Genomic DNA, 24485 nt, shown 5'->3' on the forward strand with positions numbered 1-24485 from the left:
AATCTCCGGTGAAGTTCGTAAAGTATTTATTCATCCTTGCAGTCTGTTGCATTCTGCTGGGAGCAGGCTCGATTTACGGTTTGTACAAATATATTGAGCCACAGCTACCTGATGTCGCCACGCTTCGCGATGTGCGACTCCAGATCCCGATGCAAGTCTATAGCGCCGATGGCGAGCTGATGGCGCAGTATGGCGAGAAGCGTCGTATTCCGCTGACCTTAAACCAAATTCCCCCCGTGATGGTGAAAGCCTTTATCGCCACGGAGGACAGCCGTTTTTACGAGCACCACGGTGTCGATCCGGTGGGGATTTTCCGAGCCGCGAGCATTGCGCTGTTCTCTGGTCACGCCTCTCAGGGAGCGAGTACCATTACGCAGCAGCTGGCGCGTAACTTCTTCCTCAGCCCTGAAAAGACGCTGATACGTAAGATCAAAGAGGTGTTCCTTGCGATCCGTATTGAACAGCTGCTGAGCAAAGACGAAATCCTTGAGCTGTACCTCAACAAAATCTACCTGGGCTACCGCGCTTATGGCGTGGGGGCTGCCGCACAGGTGTACTTCGGTAAGCCTGTTGAGCAACTCACCTTAAGCGAAATGGCAACCATTGCCGGTCTGCCAAAAGCGCCGTCCACGTTTAACCCGCTCTACTCGCTCGATCGCGCCACCGCGCGTCGGAACGTCGTCCTGTCACGTATGCTGAGCGAAGGCTACATCAGCCAGAGCGAGTACGAGCAGGCGCGTAACGATGTCATTGACGCTAACTACCACGCCCCTGAGATCGCCTTCGCCTCCCCTTACCTGACCGAGATGGTTCGCCAGGAGATGGTGAATCGTTATGGCGACAAGGCCTATGAAGATGGCTATCGCGTGTACACCACCGTCACCCGCAAAGTTCAGCAGGCGGCGCAGGAAGCGGTACGCAACAACGTGATGGACTACGATATGCGTCACGGCTATCGCGGCCCGTCAAACGTGCTGTGGAAAGTGGGCGAAAGCGCGTGGGACAGCAAAAAAATCACCAGTACGCTGAAGGCGCTGCCAACCTACGGTCCGCTCCTTCCTGCCGTGGTGACACAGGCCGATCCTCAGGAGGCCGTTGCGACGCTTGCGGACGGTACCTCCGTCTCCCTGCGTATGGACGGTATCCGCTGGGCGCGTCCGTACCGCTCGGATACGCTGCAGGGCGCCACGCCGCGTAAAGTGACCGACGCGGTACAAACCGGGCAGCAAATCTGGGTGCGCAAGGTAGGTGAATCCTGGTGGCTGGCGCAGGTGCCGGACGTCAACTCGGCCCTGGTCTCTATCAACCCGCAGAACGGCGCCATCCTGGCCCTGGTCGGCGGGTTTGATTTCAACCAGAGCAAATTTAACCGCGCCACCCAGGCGCTGCGTCAGGTCGGTTCCAATATCAAACCGTTCCTCTACACGGCAGCGATGGATAAGGGCTTGACCCTCGCCAGCATCCTTAACGACGTGCCAATTTCCCGCTGGGATGCCGGTGCCGGTTCCGACTGGCAGCCGAAGAACTCCCCTGCGGAGTATGCCGGTCCTATTCGTCTTCGTCAGGGCCTGGGACAGTCGAAAAACGTGGTGATGGTACGCGCCATGCGCGCGATGGGCGTCGACTATGCCGCAGAGTATCTGCAGCGCTTCGGCTTCCCGGCGCAGAATATCGTTCGCACCGAGTCGCTGGCGTTGGGCTCAGCCTCCTTTACGCCGCTTCAGGTTGCACGCGGGTACTCGGTGATGGCCAACGGCGGCTTCCTGATTGATCCGTACTTCATCAGCAAGATCGAGAACGACCAGGGTGGCGTGCTGTTTGAAGCGAAGCCGAAAATTGCCTGCCCTGACTGCGATATTCCAGTCATTTATGGCAATACGCCGAAATCCGACGTGCTTGAAAACAAGGACATGGAAGACCCGGCCGTGTCGCAGGAGCAGCAGAACGGCGTTGTGCCGCAGCCGCAGCTGGAACAGGCGAACCAGGCGCTGGTGGCGCAGACCGGTGCGCAGCAGTATGCCCCGCATGTGATCAACACGCCGCTGTCGTTCCTGATCAAGAGCGCGCTGAACACCAACATCTTCGGTGAACCGGGCTGGCAGGGTACCGGCTGGCGTGCAGGACGTGATTTGCAGCGCCATGATATCGGCGGTAAAACGGGGACAACCAACAGCTCGAAAGATGCGTGGTTCTCCGGTTACGGGCCGGGCGTGGTGACATCGGTCTGGATCGGCTTCGACGATCACCGCCGCGACTTAGGTCGTACAACGGCCTCCGGCGCGATTAAGGATCAGATTTCCGGCTACGAAGGCGGAGCGAAGAGCGCGCAGCCGGCCTGGGACGCCTACATGAAGTCCGTTCTTGAAGGCGTGCCGGAGCAGCCGCTGACGCCACCGCCAGGCGTGGTGACGGTCAATATCGACCGCAGCACGGGCCAGCTCGCCAACGGCGGTAACAGTCGCGAAGAGTATTTCATTGAGGGCACGCAGCCAACCACACAGGCGGTGCACGAGGTGGGTACAGAGATCATTGACAACGGCGAAACGCACGAGCTGTTCTAAAAATAAAAATGCCCGGTAAAAACCGGGCAAAGCATCGTAGGCCGGGTAAGGTGAAGCCGCCACCCGGCTTTTTTATGGCCTACAGTCGCCCCTGCCCCTTCAGCCACTCCCGTACCAGGAACAGCGCGCTCACGTTGCGAGCCTCATTAAAGTCAGGGTCTTCCAGCAGATCCATCAGGTGCGCCAGCGGCCAGCGAACCTGCGGCAGCGGCTCCGGCTCATCCCCTTCCAGCGATTCAGGATAGAGATCTTCAGCGACCACAATATTCATTTTGCTGGAAAAATAGGACGGCGCCATGCTCAGTTTTTTCAGGAATGAAAGCTCATTCGCCCCGAAACCGACCTCTTCTTTCAGCTCGCGGTTGGCCGCTTCAAAGACGGTTTCACCCGGATCGATAAGCCCTTTCGAGAACCCAAGCTCGTAAGATTCCGTGCCCACAGCGTATTCGCGGATCAAAATCAGATGATCGTCGATAATGGGAATAATCATCACCGCTTCGCGCGACGAGGGGCGCATACGTTCATAAACGCGACGCACACCGTTGCTGAACTCCAGGTCCACACTTTCAACATTAAACAGCCGCGATTTGGCGACAGTTTCAACATTCAGAATGGTGGGTTTTTGTAGTGGTTTGCTCATCGTGATGGGTCTTAGCAGTGAGAACTGGGGTTATTGTGCGATACGCCGCACGGTTTCGGCAATGTCAATTGTTCTGTATTTACATTTGTGCAACCTAGCAGGAATCAATCCTCAATTCAAAACAAATGTCAAGAGGTTGAAATGTTTCCAGGAATTTGCTGATATCGCGCCATAACAGGCTTTGCTATCATCACCGGTCACTGGGATGCGCTTCAGAATGCTCAAGTTCGACTCCATACTTGCCGATAGCCAACCACAGACACTCATTCAATGTAAAGGTGCTACTGACTACACCTGTAAGATAAGTAAGATGGGGAAAGCATGAGCACCATTTTGATTGTTCTCGCTGCTATGCTGGCCGGCGCATTGGTTGCAGGGTGGATGTACAGGCGCCGCGTACAGCGCCGTTATCGTCTGCCCTTTTTAAATGCATTTGCGGGCGCGACCACGCGTAAACTCACGCAAGACGAGCGCGATGCAGTTGAAAACTATCTCGAAATCCTGAACCGTTCTCAGCTCACGCCTGGGCCAACGGGAGCTACCGCCGCACCCGTCGCGCTAAAGCTCAATGCGCAAAGTGATACCGTGCTCTGCGTGACGCGCTCCATCACGCGCTATGGCATCACCACTGATGACCCCAACAAATGGCGCTATTACCTGGATTCCGTCGAAGTGCATCTCCCTCCATCCTGGGAGCAATACATTAATGACGAAAACAGCGTTGAGCTGATTCACACCGATTCGTTGCCCCTGGTTATCTCGCTTAACGGCCACACGCTGAATGAATATCTTCAGGAAGCCCCGCGTTTTGCGCTGGAGCGTGCGAGTTCAACGCAGGCTTCCATTCGTGGCGAAGAGACTGAGCAGATCGAACTGCTGAATATTCGCCAGGAAACCCATGAAGAGTACGCCCTGAGCCGCCCGGACGGCATTCGTGAAGCGCTTCTGATCGTCTCCGCCTTCCTGCTCTTTTTTGTCTGTCTACTGACGCCGGATGTGTTTGTCCCCTGGCTGGCGGGAGGCGCGGTGCTGCTGCTGGCGGCCGGGCTTTGGGGTCTCTTTGCCCCACCGGCCAAAACCTCGTTGCGTGAGATCCACTGCCTGCGCGGTACGCCAAAGCGCTGGGGCCTGTTCGGTGAAAACGATCAGGAACATCTCAATAATATTTCGCTCGGTATTATCGATCTGATCTACCCGCGCCACTGGCAACCGTGGATTGCGCAGGACCTGGGTCAGAAAACGGATATTGATATCTATCTTGACCGCCACGTTGTGCGTCAGGGGCGCTTCTTGTCCCTGCATGATGAAGTGAAAAATTTCCCGCTTCAGCACTGGCTTCGCAGCACGGTCATTGCCGGAGGCGCGGCGCTGGTCTTAGTCATGCTGCTGCTTTTCGTGCCGCTGGATATGCCCATCAAATTCACCCTGTCGTGGATCAAAGGGGCGCAAACCATCGAAGCGACCAGCGTCAACAAGCTGGATGAAGCCGGTGTGCGCGTGGGGGACACGCTGCGCCTGAAGGGTACCGGGATGTGTAATATTCACACCCCGGGGGCGTGGAACACCCGCCAGAATTCGCCGTTTATGCCGTTCGACTGCTCGCAAATTATCTGGAACGACGCACCGCCGCTGCCGCTGCCGGAATCCGAAGTGGTGAATAAAGCCACGGCCCTTACCCAGACGGTGAACCGTCAGTTGCACCCGAAAACGGACGATGACTCGCGCGTCAGTCCCGCTCTGCGCTCGGCCATTCAAAAATCAGGCATGGTTCTGCTGGATGATTTTGGTGACATCGTCCTGAAAACGCAGGATTTATGCTCCTCTCAGGATGAGTGCATACGTCTTAAAAACGCCCTGGTAAACCTGGGTAACAGTAAAGACTGGGACTCGCTGGTGAAACGCGCCGAAGCGGGACGACTGGACGGTGTTAACGTGCTGCTGCGTCCGGTGAGCGCTGAATCGCTGGATAACCTGGTCGCCACCTCCACCTCGCCGTTCATGATGCGCGAGACCACCCGTGCGGCTCAGGCGCTGAACAGCCCGGCACCGGGCGGGTTTGTGATCGTCAGCGATGAAGGCAGCGACCTGGTCGATCAGCCTTACCCGCAGGTTGCGCTTTATGACTACCCGGCGCAGGAGCAGTGGAGCCAATTCCAGCGCCTGGCACAGATGCTGATGCAAACGCCGTTCAGCGCCGAAGGGATTGTCACAAGCCTCTACACCGATGCCAACGGCACTCGCCATATCGGCCTGCACCGGATGCCGGATAGCGCAGGTTTATGGCGTTACGTTGGCACCTCTTTGCTGATGACCGCGATGCTGATTGCCATTTTCTGGAACGGTTTTATGGCCCTGCGCCGCTACCAGCGCTCGCGCACCCGGCTTGCCGACATCCAGCAGTATTATGAAAACTGCCTCAATCCTAAGCTGATCCCCTCGTCTGAGAGCCTGATCTGATAACGTCGTTGCGCGACAAGATGTGCTACCCTGTCGCGCACGTTTCTTCTGGCTGGAGTTCCCCCTTATGCACCTTGATATCGCCTGGCAGGAGGTTGATACCGTTCTGCTGGATATGGACGGCACGCTGCTCGATCTCGCCTTTGATAACTATTTCTGGCAAACGCTGGTTCCTGAAACCTATGGCGAGCAGCAGGGGATCTCCCCGACAGAAGCGCAGGCATTCATTCGTTCGCAATATAGCGCGGTCCAACATACGCTAAACTGGTACTGTCTTGACTACTGGAGCGAACGCCTCGGTCTGGATATTTGTGCCATGACCACCGCCCAGGGTCCACGCGCCGTATTGCGCGAGGATACGGTTCCGTTCCTGGATGCGCTGAAAGCAAGCGGCAAGCGCCGTATTTTACTAACCAACGCGCATCCACATAATCTGGCGGTGAAGCTGGAGCATACGGGTCTGGCGTCGCACCTTGATTTATTACTTTCCACCCACACATTTGGTTATCCGAAAGAGGATCAGCGGTTGTGGCATGCGGTGAAGGAAGAGACGGGTTTGCAGCCAGAACGTACGCTGTTCATTGATGACAGCGAGCCCATTCTGGATTCCGCGGCAAAGTTTGGCATCCGCTACTGTTTGGGCGTTACCAATCCTGACTCTGGCCTGGCTGAAAAAAGCTATCTGCGCCACCCTGGACTGAACGACTATCGCCAGATGATCCCCTCACTGACCGTGAAGGAGACGCCATGAAAGAAAAACCCTCTGACGGGGTAAGACTGGATAAATGGCTGTGGGCGGCGCGTTTTTATAAAACGCGCGCCCTTGCCCGCGAGATGGTTGACGGCGGAAAAGTGCATTACAACGGCCAGCGCAGCAAACCGAGCAAGCTGGTTGAGCTGAATGCCACCTTAACGCTGCGTCAGGGCAACGATGAACGTACGGTAGTGATTAAAGCCATTACCGAACAACGTCGACCCGCAACGGAAGCCGTACTGCTTTATGAAGAGACGGCGGAGAGCATTGAAAAGCGCGAGAAGACCGCGCTGGCGCGCAAAATGAACGCGCTGACGATGCCTCACCCGGACCGGCGACCGGATAAAAAAGAGCGCCGCGACCTGATGAAATTTAAACACGGTGAGACTGAATAACCTCACCCGCACGAGAGATGAAAATGGCCCAACACGACCAATTACACCGCTATCTGTTTGAACAATTCGCCGTGCGCGGCGAGCTGGTCACCGTATCTGAAACCTGGAAACAGATTCTGGAAAACCACAACTACCCGCTGCCGGTGAAGACCCTGTTGGGCGAACTGCTGGTTGCCACCAGCCTGCTGACGGCGACGCTGAAGTTTGCCGGTGATATCACCGTGCAGCTGCAGGGTGACGGCCCGATGACGCTGGCGGTCATTAACGGCAATAACCAGCAGCAGATGCGCGGCGTCGCGCGCGTTCAGGGCGACGTGCCTGAAAATGCAGACCTCAAAACGCTGGTGGGTAATGGCTACCTGGTGATCACCATCTCCCCTGAGGAAGGTGAGCGCTATCAGGGCGTGGTGGGTCTGGAAGGCGATACCCTGGCGGCCTGCCTGGAAGATTACTTCATGCGTTCTGAACAGCTGCCGACGCGTCTGTTCATCCGCACCGGTGAAGTGGACGGTCAGCCTGCTGCGGGCGGTATGCTGCTGCAGGTTCTGCCTGCGCAGGACGCACAGACCAATGACTTTGAGCACCTAGCGACGCTGACAGAAACCATCAAAGCGGAAGAGTTGTTCAACCTGTCAGCGACTGACGTGCTGTGGCGTCTGTACCACGAAGAAGAAGTGACCGTTTACGACCCGCAGTCCGTGGAATTTAAGTGCACCTGCTCCCGCGAACGCTGCGCTGGCGCACTGAAAACCCTCCCGGATGAAGAGATCGACAGCATCATGGCGGAAGACGGTGAAATTGATATGCACTGTGACTACTGCGGTACGCACTATGTGTTCAATTCAATGGATATCGCTGAGATCCGCAATAACGCCTCCCCGGCAGATCCACAGGTTCACTAAACCTCTTTCCCCTCACCCTATAACCCTCTCCCCTTTGAGGAGAGGGCTGGGGTGAGGGGTAAAAACTCCACCCAAGCTGAATCGTTTTCCCTATGTAACTCTTACGTAATTTTCTTACGTGTATGCGATTACATTCACATTCCTTCCGATAAAATCACCAGTCTTTAACCTTTTCGGAACATTTTCCCCACCCAAAAAGCGATTCCTGCGATAATCCGCCTGCGCTGTGACTGGAGTCGCAGCGTTTTCCGTTAGTAAGGGTTTTGTCCAGATGCATGAATCTATGAGCCCCGTCGCGGTAAACAACCCCAGAAAAACCCTACAATTTCAGGCAGTACATATTGGCTAAGGAGCAGTGATATGCGTGTTACTGGTTTAACCCCGCAAGATCTCAAGGCTTATGGTATTCACGACGTCCAGGAAATCGTCTACAACCCCGACTACGATACGCTGTATCAGGAAGAGCTCAATCCAGCACTGGAAGGATACGAGCGTGGTGTGTTGACGAATCTTGGTGCTATCGCCGTCGATACCGGTATCTTTACCGGTCGTTCGCCGAAAGATAAGTATATCGTCCGAGACGAAACCACCCGCGATACGCTGTGGTGGGCTGACAAGGGCAAAGGGAAGAACGACAACAAACCGCTCTCTCCGGAAACCTGGCAGCACCTGAAAGGGCTCGTCACCCATCAACTTTCCGGCAAGCGTTTGTTTATTGTCGACGCTTTCTGCGGCGCTAACGCCGACACCCGTCTCTCCGTACGTTTTATCACCGAAGTGGCCTGGCAGGCGCATTTCGTGAAAAACATGTTTATTCGTCCAACCGACGAAGAGCTGCAGGACTTCACCCCTGATTTCATCGTGATGAACGGCGCGAAATGTACCAACCCACAGTGGAAAGAGCAGGGTCTGAACTCCGAAAACTTTGTTGCCTTCAACCTGACCGAGCGTATCCAGCTGATCGGCGGTACCTGGTACGGCGGCGAAATGAAGAAAGGGATGTTCTCGGTCATGAACTACCTGCTGCCGCTGCGGGGCATCGCCTCCATGCACTGCTCGGCTAACGTCGGTGAAAAAGGCGACGTGGCGGTCTTCTTCGGCCTGTCCGGCACCGGCAAAACCACCCTGTCTACCGATCCAAAACGTCGTCTGATTGGCGATGACGAACACGGCTGGGATGACGACGGCGTGTTCAACTTTGAAGGCGGCTGCTACGCGAAGACCATTCGCCTGTCTGAAGAGGCCGAGCCGGATATCTTCCACGCGATCCGTCGCGATGCGCTGCTGGAAAACGTCACCGTGCGTGCCGACGGCTCTATCGACTTCGACGATGCGTCGAAAACGGAAAACACCCGCGTCTCTTATCCGATCTACCACATCGACAATATCGTGAAGCCGGTGTCAAAAGCGGGTCATGCCACGAAGGTTATTTTCCTGACGGCGGATGCGTTCGGCGTACTGCCTCCGGTGTCTCGCCTGACGGCCAGCCAGACGCAGTACCACTTCCTCTCCGGTTTCACCGCCAAGCTGGCGGGTACCGAGCGCGGCGTGACGGAGCCAACCCCAACCTTCTCCGCCTGCTTCGGCGCGGCCTTCCTGTCGCTGCACCCGACGCAGTACGCTGAAGTGCTGGTGAAACGCATGCAGGCATCCGGCGCGCAGGCATACCTGGTGAACACCGGCTGGAACGGTACCGGCAAACGTATCTCGATCAAAGATACCCGCGCGATTATCGACGCTATTCTGGATGGTTCTCTGGACGACGCCGAAACCTTCACGCTGCCGATGTTTGACCTGGCGATCCCAACGTCGCTGCCGGGTGTGGATACGCATATCCTCGACCCGCGCAATACGTACGGTTCGCCGGAGCAGTGGCGTGAGAAAGCGGAATCGCTGGCGAAACTGTTTATCGAGAACTTCGAGAAGTACACCGATACTCCGGCGGGTGCTGCGCTGGTGAGTGCGGGTCCAAAACTGTAGTCCATGTCGGGTGGCGGCTTCGCCTTACCCGACCTACAAAAAAGGGTGGCGAATGCCACCCTTTTTTTAACTCTCTTTCACCTGCCCCCGCGTGACCGGTACCGGCAACCAGGCGCGAATGCTCAACCCACCCCGCTCGCTGGTGCCAATCTCCAGCAGCCCGTTATGGTTATCCACAATACGTTGCACAATCGCCAGGCCTAAGCCTGTACCGCTGGTGCTGCGCGCGCTGTCACCGCGCACAAACGGCTGGAACAGATGCTTACGCTGCTCGGGCTTGATGCCCGGACCGTCGTCTTCCACCTGGAACCAGGCGCGGTTGAGTTCAGACCCGCTGCTGACTTTGATCCAGCCGTTACCATAGCGCGCCGCGTTAACCACCATGTTCGCCACCGCGCGCTTAATGGAGAGCGGGTGCATACGTACCTGGATCTCGCCCGCCTGAAGATCGGTATCGATCTCGCGCTCGTAGCCGCTTTCCGCCGCCACCACTTCGCCCAGCACCGCGTTCAGATCCGCCATCTCCATCGGCATCTCCTGACCGGTGCGCAGGTAGTCGATGAACTGCTCGATGATGGCGTTACACTCTTCGATGTCCTTATTGATGGACTCGGCAAGGTAACCGTCCTCTTCTCCCATCATTTCCGTCGCCAGACGGATACGCGTCAGGGGGGTGCGCAGGTCATGGCTGACGCCTGCCATCAGCAGCGTACGGTCATCCGCCAGCTGCTTCACGCCTGCCGCCATATGGTTAAACGCACGCGTCACCGAGCGGACTTCCGAGGCGCCATACTCGCGTAGTGGAGGAGGAATAATCCCTTTACCGACCTGCAGCGCAGCGTGCTCCAGGTCGACCAGCGGTCGGTTCTGTATACGGATAAATAGCCACGCGCCGCCTATCGCCAGCAGCATAATCGCCAGGGTGTAGCGGAACAGCGGCGAGAAGTCGCCCTGATGGATTTCGGTCAGCGGGACGCGCACCCAGATATTGGGTGACAGCCAGGTTTTCAGCCAGACGACGGGCGAGCTCTTGTTGACCTCAACGCGCACTTCCGTCGGGCCGCCCAGCTGCTGCGCCATCTGCTGGCTGAGGAATTCATAGTGCTGCGCCCAGCGCAGGCCCGCGTCTTCCGCCGCTTCATTCGAGTAGAGCGAAATGCCCAGTTCACGGTAGATTTCACGGCGAAACGCCGGGGGAACGACGAGCTGCGTGCCGTCCTCCAGCTGCAGTTTATCGGTCATCAGCATACGGACTTCGTAGGCCAGGACCTTATTAAACTGCTGGAGGCTCGGCAGGATCGCAAAGTTCAGCACCACCAGATAGGTCGTCACCAGGCTGACGAACAGCAGGGTGACGATCAGTAACAGGGTGCGGGCAAACGAGCTACGCGGCGAGAAGCGCATTCGCCTCATGCTTTAGAGCCGTCCGGGACGAACACGTAGCCCAGACCCCATACGGTCTGAATATAACGAGGATGCGCCGGATCTTCTTCCACCATGCGGCGCAGGCGGGAGATCTGCACGTCAATAGAGCGTTCCATTGCGGAGTATTCGCGACCGCGCGCCAGGTTCATCAGCTTGTCACGGGAAAGCGGTTCACGCGGGTGGCTGACCAGCGCTTTCAGGACCGCAAACTCGCCGCTGGTGAGCGGCATTGGCTCGTCTTCACGGAACATCTCGCGCGTACCGAGGTTCAGCTTGAACTTGCCGAAGGCGATGACGGCTTCTTCCTGCGACGGCGCGCCAGGCAGTTCGTTAGCCTGACGGCGAAGGACAGCGCGAATACGCGCCAGCAGTTCACGCGGGTTAAACGGTTTTGGAATATAGTCGTCGGCGCCGATTTCGAGGCCCACGATACGGTCAACTTCTTCTCCCTTCGCCGTCACCATGATGATCGGCATCGGGTTGCTCTGGCTGCGCAGACGGCGGCAGATAGAAAGCCCGTCTTCGCCAGGCAGCATCAGGTCGAGAACCATCAGGTGGAAAGATTCACGGGTCAGCAGACGGTCCATCTGCTCAGCGTTCGCGACGCTACGAACCTGGAAGCCCTGCTCGGTCAGATAACGTTCCAGCAGCGCACGCAGGCGCATGTCGTCATCCACGACCAGAATTTTGTAGTTCTCTTGCATTGTGTGTACTCCCAAAGGTTCGGATAGTCTTTGTAACAGCGTATTCTAAAAAAGTGCACGTATTCGACCAGTTAATTCTGGTATAAATTCTAGTCGAAATTGTTACAAAGCATATTTAACAGCAGCTTATCTGTTCATTTCATCACATAAATCATTATTAATCCTGTCTGTTACACTGTGTGGTACGTATTGTGCGCAAGACAGAAAACCGGCAGCAAAGGCTTTACCATGAAAACGCCCCTGATCACCCGCGAAGGGTATGAGAAGCTCAAAAAAGAGATGGATTACCTCTGGCGCGAAGAGCGTCCTGAAGTGACCAAAAAAGTGACCTGGGCCGCGAGCCTGGGCGATCGCAGCGAAAACGCTGACTACCAGTACAACAAAAAGCGGCTGCGCGAAATTGACCGCCGGGTTCGCTATCTGACGAAGTGCCTCGAGAATCTCAAAATTGTTGATTACTCACCGCAGCAGGAGGGCAAAGTATTCTTCGGCGCGTGGGTGGAGATTGAAAACGACGACGGTGACACCCTGCGCTTTCGCATTGTCGGCTACGATGAAATTTTTGGTCGTAAGGATTACATCTCCATCGACTCCCCGATGGCGCGCGCGCTGTTGAAAAAGGAAGTGGGCGATCTGGCCGTCGTGCAGACCCCAGCTGGCGAAGCCAGCTGGTACGTCAATGAGATCGTCTACGTAAAATAGTCCGAGAGCGCCCTCCCCGGCTGGCATTTTGCCGTGTCAGCCCGTATAACTATCCCCTGATTTTTGACCCACAAGATGATAAAGCCATGATGAAAGATTCGCTCTGCCGCATTATTGCGGGTGATATTCAGGCCAGAGCCGAACAGGTAGAAGCTGCCGTTCGCCTGCTTGATGAAGGGAACACCGTGCCGTTTATTGCACGCTATCGTAAGGAAGTCACCGGCGGTCTGGATGACACGCAGCTGCGTAACCTGGAGACCCGTCTCGGTTATCTGCGCGAACTGGAAGAACGTCGTCAGGCGATCCTCAAGTCCATCGGCGAACAGGGCAAGCTGACCAGCGATCTGGAAAGCGCCATCAACGGCACCCTGAGCAAAACCGAACTCGAAGACCTCTATCTGCCGTATAAACCGAAGCGCCGCACGCGCGGGCAGATTGCGATTGAAGCGGGTCTTGAGCCGCTGGCCGACCTGCTGTGGAACGAGCCGTCCCACGATCCGGATACTGAAGCGGCGAAATTTATCGACGCTGACAAAGGCGTAGCGGACACCAGGGCCGCCCTCGACGGCGCACGCTACATTCTGATGGAGCGCTTCGCCGAAGACGCCGCCCTGCTCGCCAAAGTGCGTGATTACCTGTGGAAGAACGCCCACATCGTCTCTACCGTCGTCGCCGGTAAAGAGGAAGAAGGCGCGAAATTCCGCGACTACTTCGATCACCACGAACCGATCTCTACCGCCCCTTCCCACCGCGCGCTGGCGATGTTCCGCGGCCGCAACGAAGGCGTGCTGCAGCTCTCCCTGAACGCCGACCCGCAGTTTGACGAGCCGCCGAAAGAGAGCCACTGCGAGCAGATCATCATCGACCATCTTGGCCTGCGCCTGAACAACGCCCCGGCGGACAGCTGGCGCAAAGGCGTGGTGAGCTGGACCTGGCGCATCAAGGTGCTGATGCACCTCGAAACCGAGCTGATGGGCACCGTGCGCGAGCGTGCCGAAGATGAAGCGATTAACGTCTTCGCCCGTAATCTGCACGACCTGCTGATGGCCGCTCCTGCTGGCCTGCGCGCCACCATGGGTCTCGATCCGGGTCTGCGCACCGGTGTAAAAGTCGCTGTGGTTGACGGCACCGGCAAGCTGGTGGCTACCGATACCATTTATCCGCACACTGGCCAGGCAGCGAAAGCGGCCGTGGTAGTGGCGGCGCTGTGCGAAAAATACAACGTCGAGCTGGTTGCTATCGGCAACGGTACGGCCTCACGTGAGACCGAGCGTTTCTACCTCGACGTGCAGAAGCAGTTCCCGAAAGTGACGGCGCAGAAAGTGATCGTCAGCGAAGCGGGGGCATCCGTCTATTCCGCATCCGAGCTGGCGGCACAGGAGTTTCCGGACCTGGACGTTTCCCTGCGCGGTGCGGTCTCTATCGCTCGCCGTCTGCAGGATCCGCTGGCGGAGCTGGTGAAGATCGACCCGAAATCCATCGGCGTGGGCCAGTATCAGCACGACGTGAGCCAGACGCAGCTGGCGCGCAAGCTGGATGCTGTCGTGGAAGACTGCGTTAACGCCGTCGGCGTTGACCTGAACACCGCCTCCGTTCCGCTGCTGACCCGCGTGGCGGGCTTAACCCGCATGATGGCGCAGAACATCGTCGCCTGGCGTGACGAGAACGGCCAGTTCCAGAACCGTCAGCAGCTGCTGAAGGTGAGCCGTCTGGGGCCAAAAGCCTTTGAGCAGTGCGCGGGCTTCCTGCGCATCAACCACGGCGATAACCCGCTGGATGCCTCTACCGTTCACCCGGAAGCGTACCCTGTGGTGGAGCGTATTCTGGCCGCCACCCAGCAGGCGCTGAAAGATCTCATGGGCGACAGCAGCGCTCTGCGCAATCTGAAAGCCGTTGATTTCACCGATGACAAATTTGGTGTCCCAACCGTTACCGACATTATCAAAGAGCTGGAAAAGCCGGGCCGCGATCCGCGTCCTGAGTTCAAAACGGCGACCTTTGCTGACGGCGTGGAAACCATGAACGACCTGCTGCCCGGCATGGTGCTGGAAGGCGCGGTGACAAACGTCACCAACTTTGGCGCGTTTGTGGATATCGGCGTGCATCAGGACGGTCTGGTCCATATCTCCTCCCTTGCCGACAAGTTCGTTGAAGACCCGCACACCGTGGTCAAAGCGGGCGACATCGTGAAGGTCAAAGTGCTGGAAGTGGATCTGCAGCGCAAGCGTATCGCCCTGACCATGCGTCTGGACGAGCAGCCGGGTGACACCAACGCGCGCCGTGGCGGAAACGGCGGTGGCCGCGAGCAGCAGCGTCCAGCCGCCAAAGCGGCAAAACCGCGCGGACGTGATGCCCAGCCTGCAGGCAACAGCGCGATGATGGATGCGCTGGCGGCAGCGATGGGTAAGAAACGCTAAGGTTGTCAATGCCCCTCACCCTAACCCTCTCCCCAAAGGGGAGAGGGGATCGCACGGTGCGGTCTTTTCTCCCTCGCCCCCATGGGGAGAGGGCCGGGGTGAGGGGAATAAAATCATCTCGAAATATATGAAACCGATTGCACATCCATATTTAAACCACCAATTATCACCCCGTTAACAAATCTTCTCCTTTTCGTTTTCCAGGCATTTCAGCAAATATTGAGCAAGGTCAAAAAGGCCGTAAATTAATATCGCAAACAACATTCCGTCACAGTTTTAATATTGCTGATAAAAACTATTCTCATTATCATCCCATAGTAGATAATTTAACCTTTCGTGGAATCAGGCGTTATGCAATTCACTCCAGACAGTGCATGGAAGATTACCGGTTTTACCCGCGAAATTAGCCCGGCCTATCGGCAAAAGCTGCTGTCGCTGGGCATGCTGCCCGGCTCGTCCTTTCAGGTCGTACGCGTGGCGCCGTTAGGCGATCCGGTTCATATCGAAACCCGCCGCGTGAATCTGGTGCTGCGTAAGAAAGACCTCGCGTTAATAGAAGTCGAAGCCTTATCCCGATAACAAGCCAGCGGTTTCAGTGAGTCTAAAAAATGAAAAAGTTAACTATTGGCTTAATTGGCAATCCTAATTCCGGCAAGACTACGCTTTTTAACCAGCTGACTGGAGCCCGCCAGCGCGTGGGCAACTGGGCGGGCGTGACGGTTGAGCGTAAAGAGGGTCAGTTCACGACAACGGACAATCAGGTAACGCTGGTCGACCTTCCCGGCACCTACTCCTTAACCACCATTTCGTCGCAAACCTCGCTCGATGAGCAGATTGCCTGCCACTATATTCTTGGCGGCGACGCGGACCTGCTGATCAACGTGGTCGATGCCTCCAATCTCGAGCGTAACCTTTATCTGACGCTGCAGCTGCTGGAGCTGGGGATCCCCTGCATCGTGGCGCTCAACATGCTCGATATCGCAGAGAAACAAAAGCTGCGCATCGACGTCGATGCCCTCTCCGCGCGCCTGGGGTGCCCGGTCGTTCCGCTGGTCTCGACGCGCGCTCGCGGTATTGATGCGCTGAAGCTGGCCATTGACCGTCACGCAGGGAATCGTGACATTGAGCTGGTGCATTACGCGCAGCCTCTCCTGCGCGAAGCCAATTTGCTGGCGCAGGAGATGGATAACAGCATGCCTGCGAAACAGCGCCTGTGGCTTGGACTGCAGATGCTGGAAGGGGATATCTACAGCCGCGCTTACGCCGGCCATGCGGCCGATAAGCTGGACGCGACGGTGGCCCGTCTTAGCGACGAGCTGGACGACCCGGCGCTGCACATCGCCGACGCCCGTTACCAGGCCATCGCCTCGATTTGCGACGTGGTCAGTAACGCGCTGACGGCGGAACCCAGCCGCTTTACGGCGGCAGTAGATAAGGTTGTGCTTAACCGCTTCCTCGGTTTGCCGATCTTCCTGCTGGTGATGTACGTGATGTTCCTGCTCGCCATTAACATCGGTGGCGCACTGCAGCCGATTTTTGACGCCGGTTCCGTCGCGGTCTTCGTCCACGGGATCCAGTGGGTGGGTTACACCCTGCACTTCCCGGAATGGCTCACCATCTTCCTCGCGCAGGGGATCGGCGGCGGTATCAACACCGTTCTGCCGCTGGTGCCGCAGATCGGCATGATGTACCTGTTCCTCTCGTTCCTGGAAGATTCCGGCTACATGGCGCGCGCCGCGTTCGTGATGGATCGTCTGATGCAGGCGCTGGGCCTGCCGGGTAAATCCTTCGTCCCGCTGATTGTCGGCTTCGGCTGTAACGTGCCGTCGGTGATGGGCGCACGCACCCTGGATGCGCCGCGTGAACGTCTGATGACCATCATGATGGCGCCGTTTATGTCCTGCGGTGCCCGCCTGGCAATCTTTGCGGTCTTTGCCGCAGCCTTCTTTGGTCAGCAGGGCGCGCTGGCGGTCTTCTCGCTGTATGTGCTGGGCATCGTGATGGCGATCCTCACTGGTCTGATGCTGAAGCACACCATCATGCGCGGTGAAGCGTCACCGTTTGTGATGGAGCTGCCGGTGTACCACGTGCCGCATCTGAAAAGCCTGGCGATCCAGACCTGGCAGCGTCTGAAAGGCTTCGTCCTGCGCGCCGGTAAGGTGATTGTCATCGTCAGCATTTTCCTGAGCGCACTGAACAGCTTCACCCTCAGCGGGCAGGCGGCAGATAACATCAACGACTCTGCCCTCGCTTCCGTCAGCCGCGTCATCACGCCGGTCTTCAAACCGATTGGCGTGCATGAGGATAACTGGCAGGCAACCGTCGGGCTGTTCACCGGTGCGATGGCGAAAGAGGTGGTTGTCGGCACCCTGAACACGCTTTACACCGCTGAGAACATTCAGGAACAGGAATTTAATCCGGCAGAGTTTCATCTCGGTCATGAGTTGCTGGGGGCCGTTGAGGAGACCTGGCAGAGCCTGAAGGACACCTTCAGCCTGAGCGTGCTGGCGAACCCGATTGAAGCGAGCAAAGGCGACGGCGAAATGGCGACGGGTGCCATGGGCGTGATGGGCGAGAAATTTGGCAGCGCGTCCGCGGCCTACAGCTACCTTATCTTTGTACTGCTCTACATTCCGTGCATCTCGGTGATGGGGGCGATTGCCCGCGAGTCCAGCCGCGGCTGGATGGGCTTCTCCATCCTGTGGGGGTTAAACATTGCGTACTCGCTGGCGACGCTGTTTTATCAAACCGTTAACTTCAGCCAGCATCCGCGCTACAGCCTGGTCTGCATTCTCGCGGTTGTGCTGTTTAACGTGGTAGTGCTCGGTCTGCTGCGGCGGGCGCGCAGCCGCGTCGATATCGACCTGCTGGCAAACCGTAAAACCGCCGCGACCTGCTGCAGCAGCCCGACAGGCGACTGTCACTAAGGAGTACACCACATGGCATCGTTGATTCAGGTTCGTGACCTGCTGGCGCTACAGGGGCGGATGGAGGCGGAACAGCTGAGCCTCAGCCTGCACACGCCGCAGCCGATGATCGATGCCATGCTGGAAAGACTGGAAGCCATGGGGAAAGCGGTGCGGATTCAGGAAGAGCCGGACAGTTGTCTCTCCGGCAGTTGTAAAAGCTGTCCGGAAGGAAAGGCCTGCCTCAGGGAATGGTGGGCACTGCGTTAATAAAGCCGGGCATCGCTGCCCGGCTTTATCGTGTTACTTGTAGACGTCCGCCGTTGCGCGTACGTTTTTGGTCTGCTTTTCAGCGCTGGTGACGACGTAGTACGTTCCGCCCAGCTCATCCGCTTTCTTCGACAGCTCTTTTCTCGCGTCCATCGGCGCGGTGGTGTCAGACGTAGTAATCTCACCAATTTTCGTCAGATTCATGCTGGCAACTTTATCTTTTTCCAGCTCTTTTGCCGCAAAGACGCCAAATGACAGTGACCCAATAACCAGAGAAGTGACAATACCTGTAACAAGTTTCATAGCCTGACTCTCCATAGGATTGTTGTTTTGATTATCGTAGGCAGAACAACCGCAACGACATCTGGAGTATGGTTGCGGTGTGTTACTTTTTCCAGGCAGGATAGAAAATAATCAGTCGAAACGTTGACTTAACGCAATGAGCGCTGAACAAAACTCCGCCGGATGAGAGATGAACGGGGCATGTGCGGCTTTGGCAATGATCTGCGATTCGCTGTTCGGCCACAGTTCATCCAGCAGCGGAGCCACTTTGCGCGGCACAATCCCGTCGAGGTAACCATAAATACGCAGGTGCGGCAGCGTCAGGGCGGCCAGCGGCGCGCGCAGATCAACGGTTTTCAGGAGCTCAAGACCGCCGTTTAGCACCTCAACCTCCGGCATCGGCAGCGACAGCACGGTTTGCTTCAGCGTGCGGGCATCCTTACGGGCGGTGTCAGTTCCCATCGTCTGCAGGGCGAGGAAGCGCTCTACGGTCCGCTGGAAATCTTCACTCAGCTGCTGCTGGAAGCCCGCCAGTACCTCGGGTTTTATCCCCGGCCACGCGTCCTGCGCGCTAAAACAGGGTGACGATGCCACCGTCACCAGCGCTTGTACGCGGTCAGGCCGCGACAGCGCAATCTGGCTTGCCACCAGCCCGCCCAGGCTCCAGCCCAGCCAGACAGCGTTTTGCGGCGCGGCGTCCAGAACCTGCTGCGCCATCTCATCAAGCGACAACGCGCCATACCCGCGGCTGCGGCCAAAGCCGGGTAAATCCACCAGATGCAGTGTGAAATGCGAGGCGAGTTCCTCACGTATGCAATGCCATATCTCCGCATTCAGGCCCCATCCGTGCAGCAGCACAAGATGGCAATTTCCTGTCCCTACAGTCTGCCACCACAGCGTCTTCATCAGTTACTGTTCTCTTTTTTTTCACATGGAGGTTGCACATGCTAACAGTACCTGGGTTGTGCTGGCTATGCCGAATGCCACTGGCGCTAAGCGAGTGGGGCGTCTGCTCCGTCTGTACGCGTTCGCTGGAATGGCGTATCGGGATCTGTCCACAATGTGGTTTACCGGCCACAAATTCCTCTTTGCCCTGCGGCCGCTGCCTGAAGAAATCCCCGCCGTGGAGCGCGCTGGTGGCCGTAGATGATTATGTTCCACCGCTAAGCAGGCTGATTCACGCGCTGAAGTTTTCCGGGCAGAGCTCGCTTGCACCGCCCCTTGCCCGCCTGCTATTGCTGGCGGTTTTGCAGGCACGGCGTCATCGCGCACTGCCGAAAATTGACAGGGTGGTGAATGTCCCCTTATACCGACATCGGCACTGGCGGCGCGGCTATAACCAGAGTGACCTGATCTGCCGTTCCCTCGCACGGTGGCTAGGCTGTCGGTATGATGCCAGCGCGCTGACGCGTGTTCATGCCACCGCCATCCAGCATCAGCTCAGCGCGCGACTTCGCAAAAGAAACCTCAAAAATGCCTTTCGCCTTGAATTACCGGTCGACGGTCTCCATATCGCGATTGTGGATGATGTCGTCACCACGGGCAGTACCGTTGCTGAACTTTCCCGACTGCTTTTGCGAAGCGGCGCCGCGTCGGTTCAGGTATGGTGTCTGTGCCGTACCTTGTAGCCCTTCTTCAATGGGCGTATGATTATACCCAGGTAATTTAGTCAACTATTAGGCCAAAGCTATGATCCGTATTTCCGATTCTGCACAAGCGCACTTTGCCAAACTGCTGGCAAATCAGGAAGAAGGGACGCAGATCCGCGTGTTTGTGATTAATCCAGGCACTCCGAATGCAGAATGTGGTGTTTCTTATTGTCCTCCGGACGCTGTGGAAGCCACCGACACTGCCCTTAAATTTGAACAGCTCACCGCCTATGTTGATGAGCTGAGCGCACCGTATCTTGAAGATGCGGAGATCGACTTCGTCACCGATCAGCTGGGTTCTCAGCTGACCCTGAAAGCGCCGAACGCGAAAATGCGTAAAGTGTCTGACGATGCCCCGCTAATGGAGCGCGTCGAGTATCTGCTGCAATCCCAAATCAACCCACAGCTGGCGGGCCACGGCGGTCGTGTTTCCCTGATGGAAATCACGGAAGATGGCCTGGCGATCCTGCAGTTTGGCGGCGGTTGTAACGGTTGTTCAATGGTCGATGTCACCCTGAAAGAAGGGATCGAGAAGCAGCTGCTGAACGAGTTCCCGGAACTGAAAGGCGTGCGTGACCTGACCGAACACCAGCGCGGCGAGCACTCTTACTACTGATTCATTGCCCGTCTGTATTGCCCGGTGGCGCTGCGCTTACCGGGCCTACTAAACCCTGCCCCCCCTCTTCGTTCCCCTCTATATGTTGACCTGCGTCTCATAATTCACATTTTGCCTGCCAGGGTGATTCTCAATCACGTCATGTTACCCGTATCATTCTCATGGGCACTAAGCACACTCATAACAGCCGACTAAACTTAATGGTTTCCAAGGCATCAGTATTAGTGCCGTTACTTCTCTGTTCCCAGTTGGGACAATCGGAATGTGTCGTTGAAACAATGACGTTACCCATAACAATTCAAAGGCCAGGTAAATCATGCCATTAGTCATCGTTGCTATCGGTGTTGTGTTATTACTGCTCTTGATGATCCGTTTCAAAATGAACGGATTTATCGCTCTGGTTCTGGTGGCACTTGCAGTCGGTCTGATGCAGGGTATGCCGCTGGTTAAAGTTATCAGTTCCATCAAAGCCGGTGTCGGCGGCACGCTCGGCAGCCTGGCGTTGATCATGGGCTTCGGCGCCATGCTCGGTAAAATGCTGGCGGACTGTGGTGGCGCCCAGCGTATTGCTACCACGCTTATCGACAAATTTGGTAAGAAGAATATTCAGTGGGCAGTGGTGTTAACCGGTTTTACCGTCGGTTTCGCGCTGTTCTATGAAGTGGGCTTCGTGCTGATGCTGCCGCTGGTGTTCACCATCGCGGCTGCCGCGAGCATCCCGCTGCTGTATGTTGGTGTGCCGATGGCTGCGGCGCTGTCCGTGACCCACGGCTTCCTGCCGCCGCACCCGGGTCCAACCGCTATCGCGACCATCTTCCACGCGGATATGGGTAAAACCCTGCTGTTCGGTACGATTCTGGCGATCCCGACGGTGATTCTGGCAGGCCCGGTTTATGCCCGCTTCCTGAAGGGCATTGATAAGCCAATCCCGGAAGGTCTGTACAGCGCCAAAACCTTCACCGAAGAAGAGATGCCTGGTTTTGGCGTCAGCGTCTGGACCTCTCTGGTACCGGTGATCCTGATGGCAATGCGTGCCGTGGCAGAGATGATCCTGCCGAAAGGTCATGCGTTCCTGTCCGTTGCGGAATTCCTGGGTGACCCGGTGATGGCAACGCTGATTGCCGTGCTGATCGCGATGTTCACCTTCGGTCTGAACCGTGGCCGCTCCATGGATCAGATCAATGACACGCTGACCTCGTCCATCAAAATCATTGCCATGATGCTCCTGATCATCGGCGGTGGCGGTGCATTCAAGCAGGTTCTGGTCGACAGCGGCGTGGACAAATACATCGCTGCCATGATGCATGAAACCAACGTGTCGCCGCTCCTGATGGCCTGGTCTATTGCCGCGGTTCTGCGTATTGCGCTGGGTTCTGCGACCGTTGCGGCGATTACCGCAGGCGGTATCGTTGCCCCGCTGATTGCCACCACGGGCGTAAGCCCTGAGCTGATGGTTATCGCCGTCGGTTCCGGTAGCGTGATTTTCTCTCACGTTAACGACCCGGGCTTCTGGCTGTTCAAGGAGTACTTCAACCTGACGATCGGTGAAACCATCAAGTCCTGGTCCGCGCTGGAAACCATTATTTCGGTGTGCGGTCTGGTCGGGGTGCTGCTGCTCAATATGGTGGTCTGATGCCATAAGTCGGGTGGCGGCTACGCCTTACCCGACCTACTCGATACATGTAGGCCCGGTAAGCGCAGCGCCACCGGGCAATAAAAAAACCGCCAATGGCGGTTTTTTTATCACTTCTTACCGGCTGCTTTTCGCCGCTTGTCCAAATCCTTAATCAGCCTGTTCACTCCGTCATCGGCAAACATCTTCTCAAGCGTGGTAGACAGCTTGCGACGCCAGTTCTTGTACTGATAGCTGGTGCCCGGAATGTTCACCGGCTCCGCCATATCAATCCAGTCTTCCGGCTGCAGGCCCAGCAGGGCGCTGTTGCTGTCGGCAATATAGCGCTGCAAACCACGGTTGAGGGTCGCGGTCATCGACATTAACGACGCTTTATGCCCGGCGCGTTTCGGCAGACAGCCCTGCTTGTGCAGCGCATCCAGCAACCCCTGCTTAGAAAGCTCGCGATCCTGATACAGGCCGCGCAGAACCTCTTCATCAGGATACAGTCCCAGCGTTTTGCCGAGCGTCAGATCGCCGCTTTCCCAATAGCCACGAAGCGTAGGAAGGTCATGCGTCGTCGCGACTGCCATTGACTGTTCAGGGTACGCTTTCGGCGCGCGGAAGGTTTTCTCATGGTCGTTTTCAAAATAGAGCACTTTATAGGAGTAGACGCCGCTGTCGCGGAGCTTGCTGACAATTTCCACCGGCACGGTACCGAGATCTTCACCGATCACCATGCACTGGTGGCGCTTACTTTCCAGCGCCAGGATCGACAGCAGATCGTCAACCGGGTACTGCACGTACGCCCCGTGATCCGCAGTTTCACCGTACGGGATCCACCACAAACGCAGCACGGACATTACGTGGTCAATACGCAGCGCCCCGCAGTTCTGCATGTTAGCGCGCAGCAGGTCGATAAACGGCTCGTAGGCGCGCGCCGCCATGACGTGCGGATCCATTGGCGGCAATCCCCAGTTCTGACCGAGCGGGCCAAGGATATCCGGTGGCGCACCCACGGAGGCTTTCAGACAGTAAAGTTCACGATCGCACCAGGTTTCCGCGCCGCCTTCCGCCACGCCGACGGCCAGGTCACGATACAGGCCGATCGGCATCTTATAGCCCTGGCTCACCTGCCAGCAGGCGGCAAACTGGCTGTACGCCAGCCACTGCAGCCACAGGTAGAAGTCCACCTCATCGGCATATTTTTTACAGAACGCTTTTACTTCCGGCGTGTCGACGGATTGATACGCTTCAGGCCAAACCGGCCAGCCCCAACGCATTTCGTCCTCTTTCACCTGATACGCGTGCAGCGCATCAAACGCCGCCTGCCAGTACAGGCTCTCGCCCTCCTGCGTCACGAACTGGCGGAACGCCGCCATCTGCTCGTCGTCGCGCTGCGAAAAGCCTTTCCACGCCAGGCGCAGCGCGGCCATTTTCAGCGCCGTGACGGTGGAGTAATCCACCCAGTCGGCTTCGCGCGCCTGCTTCAGCGCCTGCTGCGTGGTGCTGAGTTTCCACCACGCCTGCGCCTCTTTGCTGTTTTTGAAGTCATCTAAGGCGTTAACGTCGATATAAATCACGTTCAGCCAGCGACGGGACGACGGGCTATACGGGCTGGCACTCTCCGGGTTGGCGGGATAAAGCGCGTGGATCGGGTTGAGGCCGATAAACGCGCCGCCGCGCTCGCCCAGGGATGCCAGCATATTCTTCAGATCGCCAAAATCACCGATGCCCCAGTTGCTGTCCGAACGCAGGGTGTAGAGCTGCACGCAGGCGCCCCACAGCTTTTTACCTTCGAGCAACGCCTGCGGCTCGTAGCAGCGTTTTGGCGCGACGATCACCCGGCAGTGGAAACGCAGGTCATCCTGGGTGAGCGTGAGGGTGTGATAGCCCTCCGGCAGCTTTGCCGGAAGGTTTAACGTTTTGCCGCCGGTGGCGTGGCCTTTGTGCTGATGCCCCTCTTCGGTAGTCAGCAGCCAGCTAAACTCGCCGCGCCCCTCCACCGCCAGCGGCATCTTTTTGCCTGCGGTGAATACCTTCACGTTCGGCACCGGCGCAGCCGACGCTTTCGCGTCGGTTTTGTGCATAGCGTCCAGCAAACGTCTTTTGGTGTCGGCGCCAATAGACTGCGGTTTGCCGTGAGCATTAATGTAACTGAGGCTGATCCCCGCCGCCTGCGCGGCGCTGTCCAGACGTTTACTCTCCATCGC

The 24485-nt window shown here is 57.1% G+C and carries 20 protein-coding genes; 14 read left to right on the forward strand and 6 right to left on the reverse strand.

The window, feature by feature from the left end:
* The first annotated feature begins 8 nt into the window (after positions 1–8).
* Entirely contained in the window at positions 9–2561 is a 2553-nt protein-coding gene (gene mrcA / locus P349_RS04670) for a peptidoglycan glycosyltransferase/peptidoglycan DD-transpeptidase MrcA (RefSeq protein WP_032648328.1), read from the forward strand.
* Between the two features lie 79 nt (positions 2562–2640).
* Here the strand turns inward: mrcA and nudE are convergent, their stop codons facing one another.
* On the reverse strand, positions 2641–3201 hold the full coding sequence (nudE, locus tag P349_RS04665; protein ID WP_023333707.1) for an ADP compounds hydrolase NudE: 561 nt from the start codon (positions 3199–3201) through the stop codon (positions 2641–2643).
* A 321-nt stretch (positions 3202–3522) separates the two neighbouring features.
* On the opposite strand from nudE, the gene P349_RS04660 reads away from it, so the two are divergent.
* The 5 genes from P349_RS04660 to pckA all read left to right on the forward strand — a co-directional run bounded on the left by P349_RS04660 (position 3523) and on the right by pckA (position 9689).
* Entirely contained in the window at positions 3523–5658 is a 2136-nt protein-coding gene (locus P349_RS04660; protein WP_024907914.1) for an intracellular growth attenuator family protein, read from the forward strand.
* Between the two features lie 67 nt (positions 5659–5725).
* Positions 5726–6409: a GMP/IMP nucleotidase gene (gene yrfG, locus P349_RS04655; RefSeq protein ID WP_032648326.1), complete on the forward strand. Its 684-nt coding sequence runs from the start codon at positions 5726–5728 to the stop codon at positions 6407–6409.
* On the forward strand, positions 6406–6807 hold the full coding sequence (gene hslR / locus P349_RS04650; protein WP_023333710.1) for a ribosome-associated heat shock protein Hsp15: 402 nt from the start codon (positions 6406–6408) through the stop codon (positions 6805–6807). Before yrfG ends, hslR begins: the two co-directional genes overlap by 4 nt.
* Positions 6808–6824: 17 nt before the next feature.
* Positions 6825–7709 (forward strand): Hsp33 family molecular chaperone HslO, encoded by an 885-nt coding sequence (gene hslO / locus P349_RS04645; RefSeq protein WP_161495995.1) that lies wholly within the window; start codon positions 6825–6827, stop codon positions 7707–7709.
* Positions 7710–8069: 360 nt separating this feature from the next.
* The gene (gene pckA, locus P349_RS04640) at positions 8070–9689 is read left to right on the forward strand and encodes a phosphoenolpyruvate carboxykinase (ATP) (RefSeq protein ID WP_023309493.1); all 1620 of its coding nucleotides are present in this window, start codon (positions 8070–8072) and stop codon (positions 9687–9689) included.
* A 66-nt stretch (positions 9690–9755) separates the two neighbouring features.
* Here pckA and envZ read toward each other — a convergent pair whose 3' ends face one another.
* Together envZ and ompR are read right to left on the reverse strand one after the other, a co-directional pair.
* Entirely contained in the window at positions 9756–11102 is a 1347-nt protein-coding gene (gene envZ, locus P349_RS04635; RefSeq protein WP_008503047.1) for a two-component system sensor histidine kinase EnvZ, read from the reverse strand.
* Positions 11099–11818 carry an osmolarity response regulator transcription factor OmpR gene (ompR, locus tag P349_RS04630; RefSeq protein ID WP_001157751.1) on the reverse strand — a complete coding sequence of 240 codons (720 nt, stop codon included), beginning with the start codon at positions 11816–11818 and terminating at the stop codon, positions 11099–11101. Before ompR ends, envZ begins: the two co-directional genes overlap by 4 nt.
* A gap of 228 nt (positions 11819–12046) precedes the next feature.
* Here ompR and greB point away from each other — a divergent pair, with 228 nt between their 5' ends.
* From greB to feoC, 5 genes are all read left to right on the forward strand, one after another.
* The gene (gene greB, locus P349_RS04625; RefSeq protein ID WP_014885539.1) at positions 12047–12520 is read left to right on the forward strand and encodes a transcription elongation factor GreB; all 474 of its coding nucleotides are present in this window, start codon (positions 12047–12049) and stop codon (positions 12518–12520) included.
* 86 nt (positions 12521–12606) lie between these two features.
* Positions 12607–14937, forward strand: coding sequence for a Tex family protein (locus P349_RS04620; protein ID WP_032648325.1), 2331 nt, complete (start codon positions 12607–12609; stop codon positions 14935–14937).
* A 351-nt stretch (positions 14938–15288) separates the two neighbouring features.
* The gene (gene feoA / locus P349_RS04615) at positions 15289–15516 is read left to right on the forward strand and encodes a ferrous iron transporter A (protein ID WP_008503050.1); all 228 of its coding nucleotides are present in this window, start codon (positions 15289–15291) and stop codon (positions 15514–15516) included.
* A gap of 29 nt (positions 15517–15545) precedes the next feature.
* Positions 15546–17864 carry a Fe(2+) transporter permease subunit FeoB gene (feoB, locus tag P349_RS04610; RefSeq protein ID WP_032648323.1) on the forward strand — a complete coding sequence of 773 codons (2319 nt, stop codon included), beginning with the start codon at positions 15546–15548 and terminating at the stop codon, positions 17862–17864.
* A gap of 12 nt (positions 17865–17876) precedes the next feature.
* Positions 17877–18113, forward strand: coding sequence for a [Fe-S]-dependent transcriptional repressor FeoC (gene feoC / locus P349_RS04605; protein WP_032648322.1), 237 nt, complete (start codon positions 17877–17879; stop codon positions 18111–18113).
* Positions 18114–18146: 33 nt separating this feature from the next.
* Here the strand turns inward: feoC and P349_RS04600 are convergent, their stop codons facing one another.
* Together P349_RS04600 and bioH are read right to left on the reverse strand one after the other, a co-directional pair.
* A complete protein-coding gene (locus P349_RS04600) occupies positions 18147–18416 on the reverse strand; it encodes a YdgH/BhsA/McbA-like domain containing protein (protein ID WP_032648320.1) in 270 nt (89 codons plus the stop codon).
* A 111-nt stretch (positions 18417–18527) separates the two neighbouring features.
* Positions 18528–19301: a pimeloyl-ACP methyl ester esterase BioH gene (gene bioH / locus P349_RS04595; RefSeq protein WP_032648318.1), complete on the reverse strand. Its 774-nt coding sequence runs from the start codon at positions 19299–19301 to the stop codon at positions 18528–18530.
* A 38-nt stretch (positions 19302–19339) separates the two neighbouring features.
* Here bioH and gntX point away from each other — a divergent pair, with 38 nt between their 5' ends.
* The 3 genes from gntX to gntT all read left to right on the forward strand — a co-directional run bounded on the left by gntX (position 19340) and on the right by gntT (position 22293).
* Entirely contained in the window at positions 19340–20023 is a 684-nt protein-coding gene (gene gntX / locus P349_RS04590; RefSeq protein ID WP_032648317.1) for a DNA utilization protein GntX, read from the forward strand.
* A 61-nt stretch (positions 20024–20084) separates the two neighbouring features.
* Entirely contained in the window at positions 20085–20660 is a 576-nt protein-coding gene (gene nfuA / locus P349_RS04585) for a Fe-S biogenesis protein NfuA (RefSeq protein WP_003861601.1), read from the forward strand.
* Between the two features lie 316 nt (positions 20661–20976).
* The gene (gntT, locus tag P349_RS04580; RefSeq protein WP_024907902.1) at positions 20977–22293 is read left to right on the forward strand and encodes a gluconate transporter; all 1317 of its coding nucleotides are present in this window, start codon (positions 20977–20979) and stop codon (positions 22291–22293) included.
* Between the two features lie 110 nt (positions 22294–22403).
* On the opposite strand, the gene malQ is transcribed toward gntT, so the two are convergent.
* Positions 22404–24482 (reverse strand): 4-alpha-glucanotransferase, encoded by a 2079-nt coding sequence (gene malQ / locus P349_RS04575; protein WP_032648314.1) that lies wholly within the window; start codon positions 24480–24482, stop codon positions 22404–22406.
* Positions 24483–24485: the final 3 nt, after the last annotated feature.

The sequence above is a fragment of the Enterobacter sp. DC4 genome (assembly GCF_000568095.1).
GTDB lineage: Bacteria > Pseudomonadota > Gammaproteobacteria > Enterobacterales > Enterobacteriaceae > Enterobacter > Enterobacter pseudoroggenkampii.

Excerpts from the sequence above, each read along its gene's own strand:
- nudE (WP_023333707.1), bottom strand. The coding sequence starts at position 3,201 with ATGAGCAAACCACTACAAAAACCCACCATTCTGAATGTTGAAACTGTC.
- P349_RS04660 (WP_024907914.1), top strand. The coding sequence starts at position 3,523 with ATGAGCACCATTTTGATTGTTCTCGCTGCTATGCTGGCCGGCGCATTG.
- yrfG (WP_032648326.1), top strand. The coding sequence starts at position 5,726 with ATGCACCTTGATATCGCCTGGCAGGAGGTTGATACCGTTCTGCTGGAT.
- hslR (WP_023333710.1), top strand. The coding sequence starts at position 6,406 with ATGAAAGAAAAACCCTCTGACGGGGTAAGACTGGATAAATGGCTGTGG.
- hslO (WP_161495995.1), top strand. The coding sequence starts at position 6,825 with ATGAAAATGGCCCAACACGACCAATTACACCGCTATCTGTTTGAACAA.
- pckA (WP_023309493.1), top strand. The coding sequence starts at position 8,070 with ATGCGTGTTACTGGTTTAACCCCGCAAGATCTCAAGGCTTATGGTATT.
- envZ (WP_008503047.1), bottom strand. The coding sequence starts at position 11,102 with ATGAGGCGAATGCGCTTCTCGCCGCGTAGCTCGTTTGCCCGCACCCTG.
- ompR (WP_001157751.1), bottom strand. The coding sequence starts at position 11,818 with ATGCAAGAGAACTACAAAATTCTGGTCGTGGATGACGACATGCGCCTG.
- greB (WP_014885539.1), top strand. The coding sequence starts at position 12,047 with ATGAAAACGCCCCTGATCACCCGCGAAGGGTATGAGAAGCTCAAAAAA.
- P349_RS04620 (WP_032648325.1), top strand. The coding sequence starts at position 12,607 with ATGATGAAAGATTCGCTCTGCCGCATTATTGCGGGTGATATTCAGGCC.
- feoA (WP_008503050.1), top strand. The coding sequence starts at position 15,289 with ATGCAATTCACTCCAGACAGTGCATGGAAGATTACCGGTTTTACCCGC.
- feoB (WP_032648323.1), top strand. The coding sequence starts at position 15,546 with ATGAAAAAGTTAACTATTGGCTTAATTGGCAATCCTAATTCCGGCAAG.
- feoC (WP_032648322.1), top strand. The coding sequence starts at position 17,877 with ATGGCATCGTTGATTCAGGTTCGTGACCTGCTGGCGCTACAGGGGCGG.
- P349_RS04600 (WP_032648320.1), bottom strand. The coding sequence starts at position 18,416 with ATGAAACTTGTTACAGGTATTGTCACTTCTCTGGTTATTGGGTCACTG.
- bioH (WP_032648318.1), bottom strand. The coding sequence starts at position 19,301 with ATGAAGACGCTGTGGTGGCAGACTGTAGGGACAGGAAATTGCCATCTT.
- gntX (WP_032648317.1), top strand. The coding sequence starts at position 19,340 with ATGCTAACAGTACCTGGGTTGTGCTGGCTATGCCGAATGCCACTGGCG.
- nfuA (WP_003861601.1), top strand. The coding sequence starts at position 20,085 with ATGATCCGTATTTCCGATTCTGCACAAGCGCACTTTGCCAAACTGCTG.
- gntT (WP_024907902.1), top strand. The coding sequence starts at position 20,977 with ATGCCATTAGTCATCGTTGCTATCGGTGTTGTGTTATTACTGCTCTTG.
- malQ (WP_032648314.1), bottom strand. The coding sequence starts at position 24,482 with ATGGAGAGTAAACGTCTGGACAGCGCCGCGCAGGCGGCGGGGATCAGC.